The sequence below is a fragment of the Pseudomonas fluorescens genome (assembly GCF_001307275.1).
GTDB lineage: Bacteria > Pseudomonadota > Gammaproteobacteria > Pseudomonadales > Pseudomonadaceae > Aquipseudomonas > Aquipseudomonas fluorescens_AA.
On the sequence record NZ_CP012831.1, the window covers coordinates 3,919,035 to 3,937,540 of the forward strand.

19 protein-coding genes are annotated in these 18,506 nt (G+C 61.7%); 10 read left to right on the top strand and 9 right to left on the bottom strand.

Annotation, left to right across the window (positions count from 1 at the left end; translation table 11 throughout):
• A complete protein-coding gene (locus AO356_RS17415) occupies window positions 1–1,098 on the top strand; it encodes an amino acid ABC transporter permease (protein ID WP_060740794.1) in 1,098 nt (365 codons plus the stop codon).
• Between the two features lie 11 nt (window positions 1,099–1,109).
• Window positions 1,110–1,874, top strand: coding sequence for an amino acid ABC transporter ATP-binding protein (locus tag AO356_RS17420; protein ID WP_003205299.1), 765 nt, complete (start codon window positions 1,110–1,112; stop codon window positions 1,872–1,874).
• A 62-nt stretch (window positions 1,875–1,936) separates the two neighbouring features.
• Here the strand turns inward: AO356_RS17420 and AO356_RS17425 are convergent, their stop codons facing one another.
• Both AO356_RS17425 and AO356_RS17430 read right to left on the bottom strand, forming a co-directional pair.
• Window positions 1,937–2,419, bottom strand: a complete 483-nt coding sequence (locus tag AO356_RS17425) for a type II toxin-antitoxin system MqsA family antitoxin (protein WP_060740795.1) — start codon at window positions 2,417–2,419, stop codon at window positions 1,937–1,939.
• Window positions 2,416–2,727 carry a type II toxin-antitoxin system MqsR family toxin gene (locus AO356_RS17430; protein ID WP_053213349.1) on the bottom strand — a complete coding sequence of 104 codons (312 nt, stop codon included), beginning with the start codon at window positions 2,725–2,727 and terminating at the stop codon, window positions 2,416–2,418. Before AO356_RS17430 ends, AO356_RS17425 begins: the two co-directional genes overlap by 4 nt.
• A gap of 164 nt (window positions 2,728–2,891) precedes the next feature.
• Between AO356_RS17430 and AO356_RS17435 the strand changes: the two genes are divergently transcribed.
• The 5 genes from AO356_RS17435 to AO356_RS17455 all read left to right on the top strand — a co-directional run bounded on the left by AO356_RS17435 (window position 2,892) and on the right by AO356_RS17455 (window position 6,806).
• Entirely contained in the window at window positions 2,892–3,551 is a 660-nt protein-coding gene (locus AO356_RS17435; RefSeq protein WP_060740796.1) for a FadR/GntR family transcriptional regulator, read from the top strand.
• Entirely contained in the window at window positions 3,541–4,869 is a 1,329-nt protein-coding gene (locus tag AO356_RS17440) for a CynX/NimT family MFS transporter (RefSeq protein ID WP_060740797.1), read from the top strand. The genes AO356_RS17435 and AO356_RS17440 overlap by 11 nt, the downstream gene beginning before the upstream one ends.
• An 87-nt stretch (window positions 4,870–4,956) precedes the next feature.
• Window positions 4,957–5,427 (top strand): nuclear transport factor 2 family protein, encoded by a 471-nt coding sequence (locus AO356_RS17445; RefSeq protein ID WP_060740798.1) that lies wholly within the window; start codon window positions 4,957–4,959, stop codon window positions 5,425–5,427.
• Window positions 5,428–5,467: 40 nt separating this feature from the next.
• Window positions 5,468–5,791 (top strand): GIY-YIG nuclease family protein, encoded by a 324-nt coding sequence (locus AO356_RS17450; RefSeq protein WP_060740799.1) that lies wholly within the window; start codon window positions 5,468–5,470, stop codon window positions 5,789–5,791.
• A 79-nt stretch (window positions 5,792–5,870) separates the two neighbouring features.
• Entirely contained in the window at window positions 5,871–6,806 is a 936-nt protein-coding gene (locus AO356_RS17455; RefSeq protein ID WP_060740800.1) for a glutathione S-transferase family protein, read from the top strand.
• 121 nt (window positions 6,807–6,927) lie between these two features.
• On the opposite strand, the gene AO356_RS17460 is transcribed toward AO356_RS17455, so the two are convergent.
• Both AO356_RS17460 and yejK read right to left on the bottom strand, forming a co-directional pair.
• Window positions 6,928–7,284 (bottom strand): glutaredoxin family protein, encoded by a 357-nt coding sequence (locus AO356_RS17460; protein WP_060740801.1) that lies wholly within the window; start codon window positions 7,282–7,284, stop codon window positions 6,928–6,930.
• Window positions 7,284–8,288 (bottom strand): nucleoid-associated protein YejK, encoded by a 1,005-nt coding sequence (gene yejK, locus AO356_RS17465; protein ID WP_014340016.1) that lies wholly within the window; start codon window positions 8,286–8,288, stop codon window positions 7,284–7,286. The genes AO356_RS17460 and yejK overlap by 1 nt, the downstream gene beginning before the upstream one ends.
• Window positions 8,289–8,683: 395 nt before the next feature.
• On the opposite strand from yejK, the gene AO356_RS17470 reads away from it, so the two are divergent.
• Complete coding sequence (locus tag AO356_RS17470; protein ID WP_007905514.1) at window positions 8,684–8,965, top strand: HU family DNA-binding protein; 282 nt, start codon at window positions 8,684–8,686, stop codon at window positions 8,963–8,965.
• A gap of 191 nt (window positions 8,966–9,156) precedes the next feature.
• On the opposite strand, the gene rlmF is transcribed toward AO356_RS17470, so the two are convergent.
• The 5 genes from rlmF to AO356_RS17495 form a co-directional block, all read right to left on the bottom strand.
• A complete protein-coding gene (gene rlmF / locus AO356_RS17475) occupies window positions 9,157–10,182 on the bottom strand; it encodes a 23S rRNA (adenine(1618)-N(6))-methyltransferase RlmF (protein ID WP_060740802.1) in 1,026 nt (341 codons plus the stop codon).
• Window positions 10,183–10,435: 253 nt separating this feature from the next.
• Entirely contained in the window at window positions 10,436–13,282 is a 2,847-nt protein-coding gene (locus tag AO356_RS17480; protein WP_060740803.1) for a valine--tRNA ligase, read from the bottom strand.
• A gap of 235 nt (window positions 13,283–13,517) precedes the next feature.
• Window positions 13,518–13,883 carry a hypothetical protein gene (locus AO356_RS17485; RefSeq protein WP_060740804.1) on the bottom strand — a complete coding sequence of 122 codons (366 nt, stop codon included), beginning with the start codon at window positions 13,881–13,883 and terminating at the stop codon, window positions 13,518–13,520.
• Between the two features lie 8 nt (window positions 13,884–13,891).
• On the bottom strand, window positions 13,892–14,320 hold the full coding sequence (locus tag AO356_RS17490; RefSeq protein ID WP_060740805.1) for a DNA polymerase III subunit chi: 429 nt from the start codon (window positions 14,318–14,320) through the stop codon (window positions 13,892–13,894).
• Window positions 14,321–14,380: 60 nt separating this feature from the next.
• Window positions 14,381–15,871, bottom strand: coding sequence for a leucyl aminopeptidase (locus AO356_RS17495; protein WP_060740806.1), 1,491 nt, complete (start codon window positions 15,869–15,871; stop codon window positions 14,381–14,383).
• A gap of 313 nt (window positions 15,872–16,184) precedes the next feature.
• Here AO356_RS17495 and lptF point away from each other — a divergent pair, with 313 nt between their 5' ends.
• Together lptF and lptG are read left to right on the top strand one after the other, a co-directional pair.
• Window positions 16,185–17,306 (top strand): LPS export ABC transporter permease LptF, encoded by a 1,122-nt coding sequence (gene lptF / locus AO356_RS17500; RefSeq protein ID WP_060740807.1) that lies wholly within the window; start codon window positions 16,185–16,187, stop codon window positions 17,304–17,306.
• Window positions 17,299–18,360 (top strand): LPS export ABC transporter permease LptG, encoded by a 1,062-nt coding sequence (lptG, locus tag AO356_RS17505; protein ID WP_060740808.1) that lies wholly within the window; start codon window positions 17,299–17,301, stop codon window positions 18,358–18,360. Before lptF ends, lptG begins: the two co-directional genes overlap by 8 nt.
• Window positions 18,361–18,506: the final 146 nt, after the last annotated feature.

The following is an 18,506-nucleotide window of genomic DNA, read 5'->3' on the forward strand; positions in this document are numbered from 1 at the left end:
ATGACGACTCATACTTTCAAACCTGACATGCCCCCGCCGAGCAGTAGCATCGGCGTGGTGGCGTGGATGCGCGCCAACATGTTCTCCAGCTGGCTCAACACGCTGCTGACGTTGTTCGCGTTCTACCTGATCTACCTGATCGTACCGCCGCTGCTGCAATGGGCGATCCTCGATGCCAACTGGGTCGGTACCACTCGCGCCGACTGCACGAAGGAGGGCGCCTGCTGGGTGTTCATCCAGCAGCGCTTCGGCCAGTTCATGTACGGCTACTACCCGGCGGACCTGCGCTGGCGCGTAGACCTGACCGTGTGGGCGGCAGTGCTCGGCGTGGCGCCGCTGTTCATCTCGCGCTTCCCGCGCAAGGCGATCTACGGCCTGAGCTTCCTGGTACTGTACCCGATCATTGCCTGGTGCCTGCTGCACGGTGGCGTTTTCGGTCTGGATGCCGTGGCGACCAGTCAGTGGGGCGGCCTGATGCTGACGTTGGTGATCGCCACCGTCGGTATCGTCGGCGCACTGCCGCTGGGCATCGTCCTGGCCCTGGGCCGGCGTTCGAACATGCCGGCGATCCGTGTGGTCTGCGTGACCTTCATCGAGTTCTGGCGCGGTGTGCCGTTGATCACGGTGCTGTTCATGTCGTCGGTGATGCTGCCGCTGTTCCTGCCCGAAGGCATGAACTTCGACAAGCTGCTGCGAGCACTGATCGGGGTGATCCTGTTCCAGTCGGCCTACGTGGCCGAAGTGGTGCGCGGCGGCCTGCAAGCCATTCCCAAGGGCCAGTACGAAGCGGCCGCGGCGATGGGCCTGGGGTACTGGCGCAGCATGGGCCTGGTGATTCTGCCGCAAGCCCTGAAGCTGGTGATCCCGGGTATCGTCAACACCTTCATTGCGTTGTTCAAGGACACGAGCCTGGTGATCATCATCGGCCTGTTCGACCTGCTCAACAGCGTGAAACAAGCTGCCGCCGACCCGAAATGGCTGGGCATGGCCACTGAAGGCTATGTGTTCGCCGCCCTGGTGTTCTGGATTTTCTGTTTTGGTATGTCCCGCTATTCCATGCATTTGGAACGCAAGCTGGACACTGGCCACAAGCGTTAGGAGCGTAGTTTATGAGTGAAGCGATCAAACAGCCTGTGAGCCCTGAAGGCATTATTCAGATGCAGGGCGTCAACAAGTGGTACGGCCAGTTCCACGTGTTGAAAGACATCAACCTGAACGTCAAGCAGGGCGAGCGTATCGTGCTGTGCGGCCCGTCGGGCTCCGGTAAGTCCACCACCATCCGCTGCCTCAACCGCCTGGAAGAGCACCAGCAGGGTCGCATTGTGGTCGACGGCGTGGAACTGACCAACGACCTCAAGCAGATCGAAGCGATCCGCCGTGAAGTCGGCATGGTGTTCCAGCACTTCAACCTGTTCCCGCACCTGACCATCCTGCAGAACTGCACCCTGGCGCCGATGTGGGTACGCAAGATGCCCAAGCGCAAGGCCGAGGAAATCGCCATGCATTACCTGGAGCGCGTGCGCATTCCAGAGCAGGCGAACAAGTATCCGGGCCAGCTCTCCGGCGGTCAGCAACAGCGTGTGGCTATCGCCCGTGCCCTGTGCATGAAACCGAAAATCATGCTGTTCGACGAGCCGACCTCGGCCCTCGACCCGGAAATGGTGAAAGAGGTGCTGGACACCATGATCGGCCTGGCCGAAGACGGCATGACCATGCTCTGCGTGACCCACGAAATGGGCTTCGCCCGCACCGTGGCCAACCGCGTGATCTTCATGGACAAGGGTGAAATCGTCGAACAGGCCGCGCCGAACGACTTCTTCGACAACCCGCAGAACGACCGCACCAAGCTGTTCCTGAGCCAGATTCTGCATTGATCCAGTCTTAGGCAGTGAAATAAACCCGGACGTGTTCCGGGTTTATTTTTGTGCATCGGTGCTCAGGAAACCGTGAGGGTCTCGTGTTCCTTGTGCACCGTCGTTTTGAATTGCCGCAAGTCTGCGTCTTCAGCGAAGGCATGGACATCGGCAAGCAAATGCGGATAGCGATCAAGCAGGCGCATCAGCAAGATCAACGCCTTGGGTGGCACTACCTCGCCGCGCTCGTAGCGGGAAAACGCATTGTGTCCACCGCCCGATAGCAGCAGTACCGCTTCCTTTTGCGATAGATGCAGTTTGCGCCGGACACGTTTGATCTCTTCGCCGATCATTCGCCTGGCCGCGTTGACCAGCTCATCACCTGCGTGGTCGTAGCGATCCGAGCAGCTTGAATCGAGCTCGACTTCGCCGCACATCTGACATTCCCAGCCAGACAAGTCATCGACCCGGCGTTCCAGTCCCTTGACGCTCATGGTTTCGCCGCGACCTTCGAAATGCAACATGCCTTCCGGGGCACCACAGCTGAAGCATTGCTGGTGTTTCATGAGTTTTTCTCCTTGAAGGAAATGACCGGTGGGCCTCCGCTGGGGCGGTACGTCACCTTCAGGTAAATCTGCAGACCGTGTGAATTGGCGTGGTAGACGTCATGCCAGACTCGATGATCGTCATAGGTGGTCATCGATTTGTAGAACTGTTTTCGCTCAAGCCCATGGATGACCTGCTGCATGTCCGAGACGTTTAAACCGAGCGTCCGAGCAGTGTTCTTCGCAGTGCTGGTGAAAGCTTTCCCTTTAAGCCGCCTGACATCTGCCTGTATCGCCGCCAAGGCGTAGTGGGGTGTGTTCTTTTCCATAGAACGGCGTGCCTTGTCCTTAAAATTACCCTCAAAGGGTAATTTTGACTAATCGAAAATATCGTTTCTTTACCTCCCGTTGACCCTAGGCGGTTGCCGTCCTACGCGAAGCTGACTAACATGTCAGAAAATTCATCCTATGATTGGATGAAAGGGTGAGCTCCATGTCAGACATTTCTCCATTAATTAAGCGGTCCTTGGTCGATCAAGCCCTGGACCAACTGCGCCAGCGCATCAGTGATGGCGTGTGGGTCGTGGGCCAGCGTTTGCCCACCGAGCCCGAGTTGGTGGCCGAGCTGGGTATCAGCCGCAATACCGTGCGCGAAGCCATGCGCGTGCTGGCGTTTTCCGGGCTGATCGAGATCCGCCAGGGCGACGGCAGTTATGTACGGGCGACGGTGGACCCGCTCGATACCCTCAAGGTGCTGTCGCGCTGTTCGCTGGACCAGGCCCGGGAAACCCGGCATATCCTCGAAGTCGAGGCCATTGGCCTGGCCGCGCTGCGGCGCACCGAGGAAGACTTGCTGGCCTTGCGCAAGGCGCTCCAGGCCAGTGGCGAGCATTACCACGGCGACCTGGAGCATTACATCACCTGCGACCTGGTGTTCCACCGCCTGCTGGTGGATGCCGCGCACAATCCAACGCTCAGCGAGCTTTATCGTTACTTTTCCAGCGTGATCGGCGCGCAGTTGCGCCACAGCCTCAATATCGTGCCGCGCCATCAGCATGTGTTCGACCTGCACGTCGACATTCTCGAAGCGGTCGAACGCCAAGACGCGGAGCAGGCCAAGGCCCTGTGCCGGCAGTTGATCAATGAACCCTGAACCCGAGCTTTCCATGTCCCGCGATCTGCTTGACCCTGCCACCTCGACGGCGTGCAAACGTGCCGCCGAACTCGAAGAACTGTTGATCGATGCCGAGGCTGACGATGAACAGGCCCAGCAACGCCATCCTCTGGTGCGCCGGCCCTGGCTGTTGCTGCTCGGGCTGATCCTGGTGGCGCTGAACTTGCGCCCGGCGTTGTCGAGCATGGCGCCGCTGCTCAGCGAAGTGTCAAGAAGCCTTGGCCTGTCGGCTGCCCAGGCCGGTTTGCTGACTACGTTGCCAGTGCTTTGCCTGGGCCTGTTCGCGCCGCTGGCGCCGGTGCTGGCGCGGCGCTTCGGGGCCGAGCGTGTGGTGCTGGGGATCTTGCTGACACTGGCGGGCGGGATTGTCCTGCGCAGTGCGTTCGGTCAGGTTGGGCTGTTCGCCGGCAGTATCCTGGCCGGTGCGAGCATCGGTGTGATCGGCGTGCTGCTGCCGGGCATCGTCAAGCGCGACTTCGCCAAGCAGGCCGGCGCCATGACCGGTGTCTACACCATGGCGCTGTGCCTGGGCGCGGCGCTGGCGGCCGGGGCGACAGTGCCGTTGAGCGAACACCTTGGCCACAACTGGGCCTTGGGCCTGGGGTTCTGGGTGGTCCCGGCGCTGTTGGCCGCGGTGTTCTGGTTGCCGCAAGTGGGCGAGAAACACGGCGCCCATCAGGTGGCGTACCGGGTCCGCGGCTTGCTGCGTGATCCCCTGGCCTGGCAAGTGACCTTGTACATGGGGCTGCAATCGTCCCTGGCCTATATCGTCTTTGGCTGGCTGCCCTCGATCCTGATTGGACGTGGCCTGACCCCGACCCAGGCCGGGCTCGTGCTGTCCGGCTCGGTCATCGTGCAATTGATCAGTTCCCTCGCGGCGCCCTGGCTGGCAACGCGTGGCAAGGACCAGCGCCTGGCCATTGTGATCGTCATGCTCATGACCCTGGGTGGGCTGTTCGGTTGCCTCTACGCTCCTATCGATGGCTTGTGGGGCTGGGCGATATTGCTGGGCCTGGGGCAGGGCGCGACGTTCAGCCTGGCGCTCACGCTGATCGTGTTGCGTTCGCGGGATGCCCATGTGGCCGCCAACCTGTCCAGCATGGCCCAGGGCTTCGGCTATACGCTGGCGTCGCTGGGGCCCTTCGCCGTGGGGGTGGTCCATGACTTGACCGGGGGCTGGAATGCCCTCGGCTGGATCTTCGGCCTGGTTGGCCTGGGGGCGATCATCGCGGGCATCGGCGCAGGCCGGGCGCTGTACGTCGGGGTCGAAAGCGAAAGAGTCACCGACCTTCGTTGATATCATTTTCATGGCGAATGACGATAGTTTTCCCCGCGTTGGCAGATTATCGTGCAGGCCTACTGAAACGTTTTTCGGAGCCGGTCCATGAGTGATGCCCACAACGCCTTGATCACCCGTTTTTATCAGGCCTTCCAGCGCCTGGACGCCGACGCCATGAGCGCCTGCTACACCGACGACGTGCTGTTCAGCGATCCGGCGTTTGGCGAGCTGCGTGGGCGCGATGCCGGCGACATGTGGCGCATGTTGACGACCCGGGCCAAGGACTTTTCCCTGACCTTCGATAACGTGCGCAGCGACGAGCGTACCGGCGGTGCTCACTGGGTGGCGACGTACCTGTTCAGCCAGACCGGCAACATCGTGATCAACGACATCCAGGCGCGCTTCGTGTTTCGCGATGGCAAGATCTGCGAGCACCATGACAGCTTCGATCTGTGGCGCTGGTCCCGCCAGGCGTTGGGCACCAAGGGCCTGCTGCTGGGGTGGACGCCGCTGGTGCGCAACGCCGTCAGGGCCCAGGCGCTGAAGGGGTTGCGGGCGTTCCAGGGCAGTCGCTGATAAGATTGCGGCTTGTCTTTGCCCACCTGTTGACCATCTTGTGACGACCGCCGACCTCTCTCCCGATCTGCCTGCGCAAGGCCCCGCCGAAGCGGACAAACCCTGGTTCGTCTACTTGGTGCGGGCTGCCAATGGCTCGCTGTACTGCGGCATCAGTGATGACCCGGTGCGGCGCTTCGCCAAGCATCAAAGCGGCAAGGGCGCGCGCTTTTTCCTGTCCAGCCCGGCAGTGGCCCTGGTGTATACCGAGGCCTGTCGTGACAAGGGCGAGGCCCTGCGCCAGGAGCGACTGATCAAAAAGCTCAAGAAAAGCGCCAAGGAATGCCTGGTGGCCAGTGCGCTGTCGCTTCATCAGCCTGGCTGATAGGCCTTTATCAGGCCGGTAGGCTGGCCCGGTCAGTCGCGCTAAGCTGCAAGACTTCATTCCTGCAGTGGCGAGTCTCATGTCAGAGCTGATTCTTCATCATTACCCAACGTCTCCTTTCGCGGAAAAAGCCCGGCTGTTGCTGGGCTTCAAGGGCCTGTCCTGGCGTTCGGCGAGCATTCCGCCAATGATGCCCAAGCCTGACCTGACGGCGCTGACGGGCGGCTATCGCAAGACGCCGGTATTGCAGGCCGGCGCGGACATCTATTGCGATACGTCCCTGATCGCCCGTCGGCTGGAGCAGGAAAAAGCCTCGCCGGCCCTGTTCCCCGAAGGCCGGGAAATGCTGGCTGCGTCCTTTGCCGCCTGGGCCGATTCGGTGGTGTTTCAGCACGCGGTGAGCCTGGTGTTCCAGCCTGAGTCGGTGGCGGTGCGTTTCGCCAAGCTATCGCCTGAAGCCATCAAGGCGTTCATCAGCGACCGCGCCGGGCTGTTCAGTGGCGGCACGACCACGCGCTTGCCTGCCGACCAGGCCAAGCACCAGTGGCCGACGATCATGGCGCGCCTGGAGCAGCAGTTGCAGCGCGAGGAGGGCGATTTCCTGTTGGGTGATCCGTCGATTGCCGACTTCGCCATGGCCCATCCGCTGTGGTTCCTCAAGGCCACCCCGGTGACCTCGCCGCTGGTGGACGCGTATCCGGCTGTTTCGGCATGGTTGGCACGGGTGCTGGGTTTCGGCCATGGCGCATCGAGCCAGATAAGTGCCGAAGAAGCCTTGGAGGTTGCCCGCAACGCGACACCGGCAGCGCTGCCGGATGAGTCGTTCGAAGAGCCGAACGGCTTCACGGCAGGGCAGCAGGTGACCATCGCCGCGACGGACTATGGCGTTGATCCGGTAGTCGGGGAGTTATTGTTTGCGGGCAGCGAAGAATTGATTCTGCGTCGCGAAGATGAGCGTGGCGGGGTGGTGCATGTGCACTTTCCGCGGTTCGGGTTTCGGATCGAGGCTCGCTGAGCGACGAACGACCTGTGGGAGCGAGCTTGCTCGCGATGGCGGCGACACATCCGACATTGATGCAAGCTGACCCATCGCTATCGCGAGCAAGCTCGCTCCCACAGGGGATTTGCCACGATGACTAGATGGCAGACAACGCCTTGAGAATATTCTCCGGCTCGTACCCACGAATCAACGTGCCATTCACATCGAGGATCGGAATCCCCCGGCCACCCAACGCCTCGTAGGCCTTGCGCGCCTCGGTGTCCTTCTCGATATCGAACTCGCGAAACGGCACGCCTTTTTCATCCAGGAACCGTCGTGTGGCCTTGCAGTAGCCGCACCAGTCGGTGGCATACAGCACGACCCGAGCATGGGTTCGGACCTGCTCGGAAACCATCTGTGATGGGTTGAACACCCGCTCGATCTTGCCCCAGTTCTGGTACGCCACCACTACCAGCAGAATCAGCAGAAACTTCTTCAGCACCCTACCGAGCATCAATTACGCCGCTTGAGCTGGTCGGTCAGCGAGGTCGGCAATCCCTTGATGATCAACGTACCGGCTTCCTCGTCATACTCGATCTTGGAGCCCAGCAAGTGCGCTTCGAAGCTGATGGACAAGCCTTCGGCGCGACCGGTGAACCGGCGGAACTGGTTGAGGGTTCGTTTATCCGCCGGGATTTCCGGCGACAACCCGTAGTCCTTGTTGCGGATGTGGTCGTAGAAGGCTTTCGGGCGATCTTCGTCGATCAACTCGGACAGTTCTTCCAGGCCCATGGGCTCGCCGAGCTTGGCCTGACTGCTGGCGTAGTCCACCAGGGTCTTGGTTTTTTCCCGGGCATCGTCTTCCGGCAAGTCTTCGCTTTCGACGAAATCGCTGAAGGCCTTGAGCAGGGTGCGGGTCTCGCCGGGGCCGTCGACGCCTTCCTGGCAGCCGATGAAGTCGCGGAAGTACTCCGAGACCTTCTTGCCGTTCTTGCCCTTGATAAACGAAATGTACTGTTTCGATTGTTTGTTGTTCTGCCATTCCGACACGTTGATCCGCGCCGCCAGGTGCAACTGGCCCAGGTCCAGGTGGCGGGACGGGGTCACGTCCAGTTCATCGGTCACCGCCACGCCTTCGCTGTGGTGCAGCAGGGCGATGGCCAGGTAGTCGGTCATGCCCTGCTGGTAATGCGCGAACAACACGTGGCCGCCCACCGACAGGTTGGACTCTTCCATCAGTTTTTGCAGGTGTTCCACCGCCACTCGACTGAACGCGGTGAAATCCTTCCCGCCATCCAGGTACTCCTTCAGCCAGCCGCTGAACGGATGTGCCCCGGACTCGGCATGGAAAAACCCCCAGGCCTTGCCTTGCTTGGCGTTATAGCTTTCGTTGAGGTCGGCGAGCATGTTCTCGATGGCCGTGGACTCTGCCAGTTCGGAGTCGCGGGCATGGAGCACAGCAGGGGTGCCGTCGGGTTTTTTGTCGATCAGGTGGACGATGCAATGACGGATCGGCATGGATTTCTCGGCTGATGAAAGAGAGGAGGGCGTGCTCCCCGAAAAAGGCCCAGTGTACCGCAATCACTGGTTTTGGAACCCGGCAAAGGCCCTTTCAGAGCCGTCGGACTGCCTATATGCATTTTTTTAACGTTTTAGCGCAAGAAAGCTGACCAAATGGGTAGCTAGAGGCGGATATTTCAGAGGCGTTGTGCTAGTTTTGCCCGGTCTTACGCGAAGTCACTGCGTTAAGCGTGCATTCAGCATTTGTCAGGTCGAACCAAACCCGGTTTTCGGCATCTATTACCCCGATCCGTCGTGGTGATTGCCGAGGGTGCCTGATCCAGAGGGATCGGGCTCGATGGCTGACACTGCACTCTGCAATCCATATGAATTTGATAGGGAAGGAACACTACATGGCTCTTACTAAAGACCAACTGATCGCTGACATCGCTGAAGCTATCGACGCGCCAAAAACCACCGCGCGTAACGCTTTGGACCAACTGGGCCAAATCGTTGCCGATCAGCTGGAAAACGGCGGCGAAATCACTCTGCCAGGTATCGGCAAGCTGAAAGTCACCGAGCGTCCTGCCCGTACCGGCCGTAACCCTTCGACTGGCGCTGCCATCGAAATCGCTGCCAAGAAAGTGATCAAGCTGGTTGTGGCCAAAGGCCTGACCGACGCGGTCAACAAGTAAGATCGCTGTAAAAAAAACCGTGCCTCGGAGCGATCCGGGCACGGTTTTTTATTGCCTTGGGAAACCGCCCGTAGGAGCTGTCGAGCGGAGCGAGGCTGCGATCTTTCCCCTGGCTGTTAAATTTCAAGCGAAAGATCAAAAGATCGCAGCCTCGCTTCGCTCGGCAGCTCCTACGCTAGCGCAATGTCCTTCTAATCTTTGCGAACCCAGCGCGCCTGGCGCCAGGCCTGTTGCTGCGCCTCGGTCTGGAAGGTCCAGGCCACGAAACGACTCTGCTTCTGGCCCTGGGACATCTCCACCACGTGGCTGTGCAGCGCCCCGGCCTTTTTCAGCGCGGCCTGAATCGCCGGCAGGTTCGACGCCTTCGACACCAGGGTGCTGAACCACAGCACTTGGTTGGCCAGTTGTGCGCTTTCGCTGATCAATTGCGTGACGAACCGGGCTTCCCCACCCTCGCACCACAACTCCGCAGCCTGGCCGCCAAAATTCAGCACCGGCAGCTTGCGTTTCGGATCGGCCTTGCCCAACGCACGCCACTTGCGCTGGCTACCCTTGGTGGCTTCTTCCAGGGACGCATGGAACGGTGGGTTGCACATCGTCAGGTCGAACCGTTCGCCATCCTCCAGCAGACCCAGGAGGATCTGCTTGCGGTTGGCTTGCTGGCGCAACTGGATGGCCTTGCTCAAGCCGTTGGATTGGACGATGGCCTTGGCCGAGGCAATGGCGGTCGGGTCGATCTCCGAGCCCAGGAAGTGCCAGCGGTAGTCGCTGTAGCCGATCAACGGATAGACGCAGTTGGCGCCAGTGCCGATGTCCAGCACTTTGACGGCCGCCCCGCGGGGGATTTCACCGTCGTTGTGGCTGGCGAGCAGATCGGCGAGGAAATGCACATAATCCGCCCGGCCAGGCACTGGGGGGCACAGGTAGTCGGCTGGAATGTCCCAATGGGCGATGCCATAGAAGGCTTTGAGCAGCGCCCGATTGAACACCCGCACAGCTTCGGGGCTGGCGAAGTCGATGCTTTCCTTGCCGTAGGGGTTGATGATCACGAACTTGGCCAGCTCTGGCGTGGACTTGATCAGCGCGGGGAAGTCGTAGCGACCCTGATGGCGGTTGCGCGGGTGGAGGCCGGCCTTCTCCCGCGGCACCACAGGTTTGGCCTCGATGGCGGGCTTGGGCTTCTGGCGGACAGGTTTTGGGGCGCGAGGGGCAGTCATGGGCGGGTCGATTCGGGGTGGCTCAAAAAGTGGCGGGTATTGTCCCACATCCAGCCTGGTCTTGATGACTGCACAGTTCAAATGTGGGAGCGAGCTTGCTCGCGATGGCGGCGACACATCCGGCATTGATGCAAGCGGACCCTCCGCTATCGCGAGCAAGCTCGCTCCCACAGAGGGGCTCAGCATGAGTAAGAAAGTGCCAGGCAGAAAAAAGGAGGCCACCAGGGCCTCCTTCTTCAGTGACGAACCGCCGTTACAGGCTGGAGATCCGCCCATGCTGTTCGGCCAGCTTGCCCAGGGCCTGTTCGGCCTCGGCCAGTTTGGCCCGTTCCTTCTCGATGACTTCGGCCGGAGCCTTGTCGACGAAACCGGCGTTGGACAGCTTGCCGCCGACCCGCTGCACTTCACCCTTCAGGCGCAGGATTTCCTTGTCCAGGCGCGCCAGTTCGGCGGCCTTGTCGATCAGGCCAGCCATCGGCACCAGCACTTCCATCTCGCCGACCAGGGCGGTGGCGGACAGTGGTGCTTCTTCGCCGGTGGCCAGTACCGTCACCGACTCGAGCTTCGCCAGCTTCTTGAGCAGCGCTTCGTTTTCGTTGAGGCGGCGCAGGTCTTCGGCGCTGGCATTCTTCAGGAACAGAGCCAGCGGCTTGCCCGGGCCGATGTTCATTTCGGCGCGGATGTTACGCAGGCCCAGCATGAAGGTCTTGAGCCATTCGATGTCGTCTTCGGCTGCCGGATCGATGCGGGTCTCGTTGGCCACCGGCCACGGTTGCAGCATGATCGTCTTGCCCTGGATGCCCGCCAGCGGTGCGATGCGCTGCCAGATTTCCTCGGTGATGAACGGCATGAACGGATGCGCCAGGCGCAGGGCCACTTCCAGTACGCGAACCAGGGTGCGACGGGTGCCGCGCTGGCGCTCGACCGGTGCGTTTTCGTCCCACAGCACCGGCTTGGACAGCTCCAGGTACCAGTCGCAGTACTGGTTCCAGATGAACTCGTACAAGGCTTGTGCAGCCAGGTCGAAACGGAACTGGTCCAGTTGGCGGGTCACTTCGGCTTCGGTGCGTTGCAACTGGGAAATGATCCAGCGATCGGCCAGGGTCAGCTCGTAGGCTTCGCCGTTCTGGCCGCAGTCTTCGCCTTTATCCAGCACGTAGCGCGCGGCGTTCCAGATCTTGTTGCAGAAGTTGCGATAGCCTTCGACGCGACCCATGTCGAACTTGATGTCGCGACCGGTGGACGCCAGCGAGCAGAAAGTGAAACGCAGGGCATCGGTGCCGTAGCTGGCGATGCCCTCGGCGAATTCTTCGCGGGTGGCTTTCTCGATCTTCTTCGCCAGTTTCGGCTGCATCAGGCCGGAGGTGCGTTTCTGCACCAGGGTTTCCAGGTCGATGCCGTCGATGATGTCCAGCGGGTCCAGGACATTGCCCTTGGACTTGGACATCTTCTGGCCCTGGCCGTCGCGCACCAGGCCATGAACGTAGACCGTCTTGAACGGTACTTGCGGGGTACCGTCTTCGTTCTTCATCAGGTGCATGGTCATCATGATCATCCGGGCGACCCAGAAGAAAATGATGTCGAAACCGGTGACCAGCACGTCGGTGGAGTGGAATTTCTTCAGGAACTCGGTCTGTTGCGGCCAGCCCAGGGTGGAGAAGGTCCACAGGCCCGAGCTGAACCAGGTGTCGAGGACGTCGTTGTCCTGCGTCAGGGCGACGTCCGGCCCGAGGTTGTGCTTGGCGCGGACTTCGGCTTCATCGCGGCCGACATAGACCTTGCCCGATTCGTCGTACCAGGCCGGGATGCGATGGCCCCACCACAGCTGACGGCTGATGCACCAATCCTGGATGTCGCGCATCCACGAGAAGTACATGTTTTCGTATTGCTTGGGCACGAACTGGATGCGGCCGTCTTCCACGGCGGCAATCGCCGGCTCGGCCAGCGGTTTGGTGGACACGTACCACTGGTCGGTCAGCCACGGCTCGATGATGGTGCCGGAGCGGTCGCCTTTCGGGACTTTCAGGGCGTGATCGTCGACGCTGACCAGCAGGCCGGCAGCCTCGAATGCCGCGACGATCTGCTTGCGCGCCTCGAAGCGGTCCAGGCCGGCGTATTCGGCCGGCAGCGTGCCGTCGACGTTTTCGTTCAGCGTGCCGTCGAGGTTGAACACCTGGGCCGCCGGCAACACGTTGGCGTTCTTGTCGAAGATGTTCAGCAGTGGCAGGTTGTGGCGTTTGCCGACTTCGTAGTCGTTGAAATCGTGGGCCGGGGTGATTTTCACACAGCCGGTGCCGAATTCAGGGTCGCAGTAATCGTCGCCGATGATCGGGATGCGACGGCCAACCAGGGGCAGCTCGACGAACTTGCCGATCAGTGCCTGGTAGCGCTCATCGTTCGGGTTTACCGCCACGGCGGCGTCACCCAGCATGGTTTCCGGACGCGTGGTGGCGACGATCAGGTAATCCTTGCCTTCGGCGGTCTTGGCGCCGTCGGCCAGCGGGTACTTGAGGTTCCACAGGAAACCTTTCTCGTCGTGGTTCTCCACTTCGAGGTCGGAAATGGCCGTGTGCAACTTGGTGTCCCAGTTGACCAGGCGCTTGCCGCGATAGATCAGCCCGTCTTCATGCAGGCGCACGAAGGCTTCCTTCACCGCTTCCGAAAGACCGTCGTCCATGGTGAAGCGCTCGCGGCTCCAGTCCACGGACGAGCCGAGGCGACGGATCTGGCGGCTGATGTTGCCACCGGACTCGTCTTTCCATTCCCAGACTTTCTCGAGGAATTTCTCGCGGCCCAGGTCGTGGCGATTCTGGCCTTGGGCTTCGAGGCGACGTTCCACCAGCATCTGCGTGGCGATACCGGCATGGTCGGTGCCCGGCTGCCACAAGGTGTTGCGACCTTGCATGCGACGGAAACGGATCAGGGCGTCCATGATCGCGTTGTTGAAGCCGTGGCCCATGTGCAGGCTGCCGGTGACGTTCGGCGGCGGGATCATGATGGTGTAGGAATCGCCCGCGCCTTGCGGAGCGAAATAATTCTCGGACTCCCAGGTGTTGTACCAGGAAGTTTCAATGGCGTGCGGCTGGTAGGTCTTATCCATGCGCGGCGGGACCCTATTGGCATTTATTCAGGAAAAGCCGGGAAGTATAGCGGGCGGGGCTGGTGCAAGCCACAGGCTGGAGGCGCCGGGCGCAGAGTTTGTGGGCACTGTCGAACCCTGTGGGAGCCGAGCTTGCTCGCGATGGCGGCGGATCCGCTGCATCAATGCCGGATGTGCCGCCGCCATCGCGAGCAAGCTCGGCTCCCACAAGGTGTCCACTGTGAGGCAGGAAAACCTACTCGTAGTGGCTGAGCAACCGCTCCATCCGCGCATCCAGCCGGCGCTTGATCTCGGTTTCGATGTGCGGGGCGAAGTCGTCGATGACGTCTTGCATGATCAACTGCGCCGCAGCGCGCAATTCGCGGTCCAGGTGCAGCAGGGCGTCGGGGCCCTTGGCTTCGGCCTTGGCGGCAGGCTCGGGTTCGGGCTGGCCGTTGATCGGATCGAACAGCAGGGGAATCTGCTCGTCATGCACCGGCTCGTGCACGACCGTGTCGGTCAGCAGTGGCGGTTGCAGGTTGTCGTCGCCGAGCAACTGGCGGATCGACTCGAGGTCATCCAGCAGGTGCGCGGGCTTTTGTGGCGATTTTGGAGTGTCCATCGTAGGGCTCAGAGTCGCTGTAAACGGTGGTCTTGCAGAGGATAGCCCTGTTCGCGGTAGAAACGGAAACTCTCCCGCGCGGCTTGTCGGATGGCCGGGTCTTCCACCACCACTTCCGCCACACGGGCGAAGCGCTGGGCAAAGGCCGGTACTTTCAGGTCGAGGTTGACCAACAGGTCCTGGTGCTGGCCGCAGTCATCTCCCAGCCCCAGCACGATCAATCCCTCGGGTTCGCTTTCGGCCGGGCCGTGGGGCACGAAACTCTCGCCCTTGAAAGCCCATAGGCGTGCGTCCAGGTCATCACGCTGGGTGGCATCGCTGCAATGCAGGTAGATGCGGTGTCCCATGCGCCAGGCCTTTTCGACGAGCTTGCAGGCGAAATCCAGCCGCGCCGACGGATCGGCGCTGGGCAGGATATAGAAATCGACTTTGGTCATTGCGGTTCCTGAGCCGTCGCTGGCACCACCCGAGGGCGACGCCAACGCCGGTCATTGGTGTCAGGCCTTGGCGCGGTCCAGCAGGTACTGGGTCAGCAGGGGCACTGGACGACCGGTGGCGCCCTTGTCCTTGCCGCCGCTGGTCCAGGCCGTGCCGGCGATGTCCAGGTGCGCCCAGTTCAGGTTCTTGGTGAAACGCGACAGGAAGCAGGCTGCGGTGATGGTCCCGGCTTTCGGGCCGCCGATGTTGGCGATGTCGGCGAACGGGCTGTCCAGTTGTTCCTGGTACTCGTCGAACAAGGGCAACTGCCAGGCGCGGTCGTCGGCTTGCTGGCCGGCGCTGAGCAATTGGCCGATCAGTTCGTCGTTGTTGCCCAGCAGGCCCGAGGTGTGGGCACCGAGGGCGACGACGCAGGCACCGGTCAGGGTGGCGATGTCGATCACCGCTTGCGGCTTGAAGCGCTCGGAGTAGGTGAGGGCGTCACACAGCACCAGGCGGCCTTCGGCGTCGGTGTTGAGGATTTCCACGGTCTGGCCGCTCATGGTGGTGACGATGTCGCCCGGACGCGAGGCCGTACCGCTGGGCATGTTCTCGGCGCAGGCCAGGATGCACACCAGGTTGATCGGCAGTTGCAGTTCGAGCACGGCGCGCAGGGTGCCGAACACGCTCGCGGCGCCGCCCATGTCGTACTTCATTTCATCCATGCCGGCGCCTGGCTTGAGGCTGATGCCGCCGGTGTCGAAGGTGATGCCCTTGCCGACCAGCGCGTAAGGCTTCTCGGACTTCTTGCCGCCGTTGTATTGCATGACGATCAGGCGTGGCGGCTGGGCGCTGCCCTGGCCGACGGAATAGAACGAACCCATGCCCAGGTCCTTGATCTTCTTCTCGTCGAAGACTTCGACTTTCAGGCCCTTGAACTCCTTGCCCAGTGCCTTGGCCCGTTCGCCGAGGAACGTCGGGTGGCAGATGTTCGGCGGCAGGTTGCCCAGGTCGCGGGTGAAGGCCATGCCGTTGGCAATCGCGGTGGCGTGGGTCACGGCACGCTGGACTTCAGCCTGGGCGGCCTTGATGGTCAGCAGGGTGATTTTCTTCAGGGCGCGGGGTTCGGCTTTCTGGCTCTTGAACTGGTCGAACTGGTATTCGCCGTCCACCAGGGTTTCCGCCAGCAGGCGGTTCTTGCCATAGCTGTCGCGACCCTTGACCACCAACTCGTCCAACGCCAGGACGGCATCAGCGCCGCCCAGGCCCTTGAGGGTGCCCAACACGCCGGCGATGATTTTACGGAACGGACGGTCGCCCAGTTCGGCGTCCTTGCCCACGCCCACCAGCAGCACCCGATCGGCCTTGAGGTTGGGCAAGCTGTGCAGCAACAGGCTCTGGCCGACCTTGCCGGCCAGGTCGCCGCGCTTGAGCACGGCGCTGATGGCACCGCCGCTCAGGCTGTCGAGCTGGGTGGCGACGACGCCGAGCTTGCGGTTTTCACCGACGGCAACCACCAGCGTGGCGGTTTTCAACGTTTCTGGGCTGACGCTTTTTACAACCAGTTCCATGTCCGGATCCCTGAGTGAATGGTCAAGAGGCCAGGCGCCGACACAATGGCGCGCTGAGCGAGCTTCTTCTATATAAAAGAAGCGCCGGTGCTTGCCGGCGACAAAGGCCGCAGTTTGAACCCCGGCGCCCGAGCCTGACAACCCTCGACGGCGCTAACTTTTGGCTTTAAGCAGCGGTTTAAAGCGTGCGAAGTGACAGGCGCCTCCAATCACAGGATAATGCGGCTCTTTTTTCGGCGGTTCGCGTTGGCGGACCGGCTCGATACGTTTGCTTGTTTGGCCGCCTTAGCCTGACAACCTTGGAGTGTCTGGTTTGATCGTCTTTCGTTATCTATCCCGCGAAGTCCTGCTGACCCTGAGCGCCGTGAGCGCCGTGCTGCTGGTCATCATCATGAGCGGACGCTTCATCAAGTACCTTGCCCAGGCGGCCTCCGGCGCCCTGGATCCGGGCTCCCTGTTCCTGATCATGGGGTTCCGCCTGCCGGGCTTCCTGCAATTGATCCTGCCGCTGGGGTTGTTCCTCGGCATTTTGCTGGCCTATGGGCGCTTGTACCTGGACAGCGAAATGACCGTGTTGTCGGCCACCGGCATGAGCCAGCAACGGCTGTTTCGCATGACCCTGTTCCCGGCCACATTGGTGGCGCTGGTGGTGGCCTGGCTGAGCCTGAGCCTGTCGCCCCAGGGCGCCAACCAATTCCAGCTGCTGATCAACCAGCAGGACGCCATGACCGAATTCGACACCCTGGTGCCAGGGCGTTTCCAGGCCCTGCGCGACGGCACGCGGGTGACCTACACCGAACAGCTCTCGGATGACCGGATCGACCTGGGCGGCGTCTTCATTACACAAAAGAACCTGTCTTCGGACTCCAAGAAGGACCGTGGCATTTCCGTGCTGGTGGCCGAGAAGGGCCGGCAGGAAATCAACCCCGACGGCAACCGCTACCTGATCCTGCACAATGGCTATCGCTACGATGGCAAGCCGGGGCAGGCCGACTACCGGGCCATCAAGTACGACACCTATGGCGTGCTGTTGCCCAAGCCCGAGGTCAGCGACGAAGTCACCGACCGCGACGCGATGCCCACCGCCAGCCTGCTGGGCAACAAGGACATTCGTGCCCGCACCGAGCTGCAATGGCGCCTGTCGTTGCCGTTGCTGGTGTTCATCGTGACCCTCATGGCGGTCCCGCTGTCGCGGGTCAACCCGCGCCAGGGTCGTTTCCTCAAGTTGCTGCCGGCGATTCTCCTGTATATGGCTTACCTGACCATCCTGATTTCCGCACGCGGCGCCCTGGAGAAGGGCAAGATCCCGCCAGCGCTGGGCTTGTGGTGGGTGCATGGCATCTTCCTGGCCATCGGCCTGGGGCTGCTCTATTGGGAACCGCTGCGCCTGAAACTGGCCAGTCGTCGCAGCGCGCTGGAGGTGGCCCGTGGTTAAACTCGACCGCTACATCGGCAGCAGTGTGTTCATGGCGATTCTCGCGGTGCTGGGGATCATCCTTGGCCTGGCGACCCTGTTTGCCTTCATCGATGAAATGAGCGACGTCAGCGACACCTATACCCTCACGGACGTGGCGAGCTACGTGCTGCTGACCGCGCCTAGGCGCCTGTACGACATGCTGCCGATGGCGGCGCTGATCGGCTGCCTGATCGGCCTGGGCAGCCTGGCCAGCAACAGCGAGCTGACCATCATGCGCGCCGCAGGCGTGTCCATTGGTCGGATCGTCTGGGCGGTGATGAAGCCGATGCTGGTGCTGATGCTGGTGGGTGTGTTGATCGGCGAATACATCGCCCCGGCCACCGAGAACACCGCCCAGGCCAACCGTTCCCTGGCCCAGGGCGGCGGTGATGCGCAAAGCGCCAAGCACGGCCTGTGGCACCGCCAGGGTGACGAGTTCATCCACATCAACTCGGTCCAGCCCAATGGCATCCTCTATGGCGTGACCCGCTATCGTTTCGACGACCAGCGGCACATGCTGTCATCGAGCTTCGCCAAGCGCGCGAACTTCGCCGAGGACCACTGGCAATTGAGTGATGTCACCACCACCCTGTTCCATGACAAGCGCACCGAAGTGGTCGCCGCCCCGCAAGAGCGTTGGGACGTGTCGATCAGCCCGCAGTTGCTCAGTACCGTGGTGATGGCGCCGGAATCGCTGTCGATTACCGGTTTGTGGGGCTATATCCACTATCTGGCGGACCAGGGCCTGAACAATGGCCGCTACTGGCTGGCTTTTTGGGTCAAGGTGTTGCAACCGCTGGTCACCGCCGCCCTGGTGTTGATGGCGATTTCCTTCATTTTCGGCCCGCTGCGTTCGGTGACCCTCGGTCAACGGGTGTTTACTGGCGTACTGGTAGGTTTCACCTTCCGTATCGCCCAGGATCTGCTGGGGCCGTCGAGCCTGGTGTTCGGTTTCTCGCCGCTGTTCGCGGTGCTGGTCCCCGCCGGTGTCTGCGCGTTGGCCGGGCTCTGGTTGCTGCGTCGGGCGGGTTGAGCTACATCCAACGTGGCGAGCGGGCTCCTGTGGCGAGGGAGCTTGCTCCCGCTGGACTGCGCAGCAGTCCCCTACCGTCTGCCTGACATATCGCCGTGGCGGGTAAATCGAGGGCCGCTTCGCAGCCCAACGGGAGCAAGCTCCCT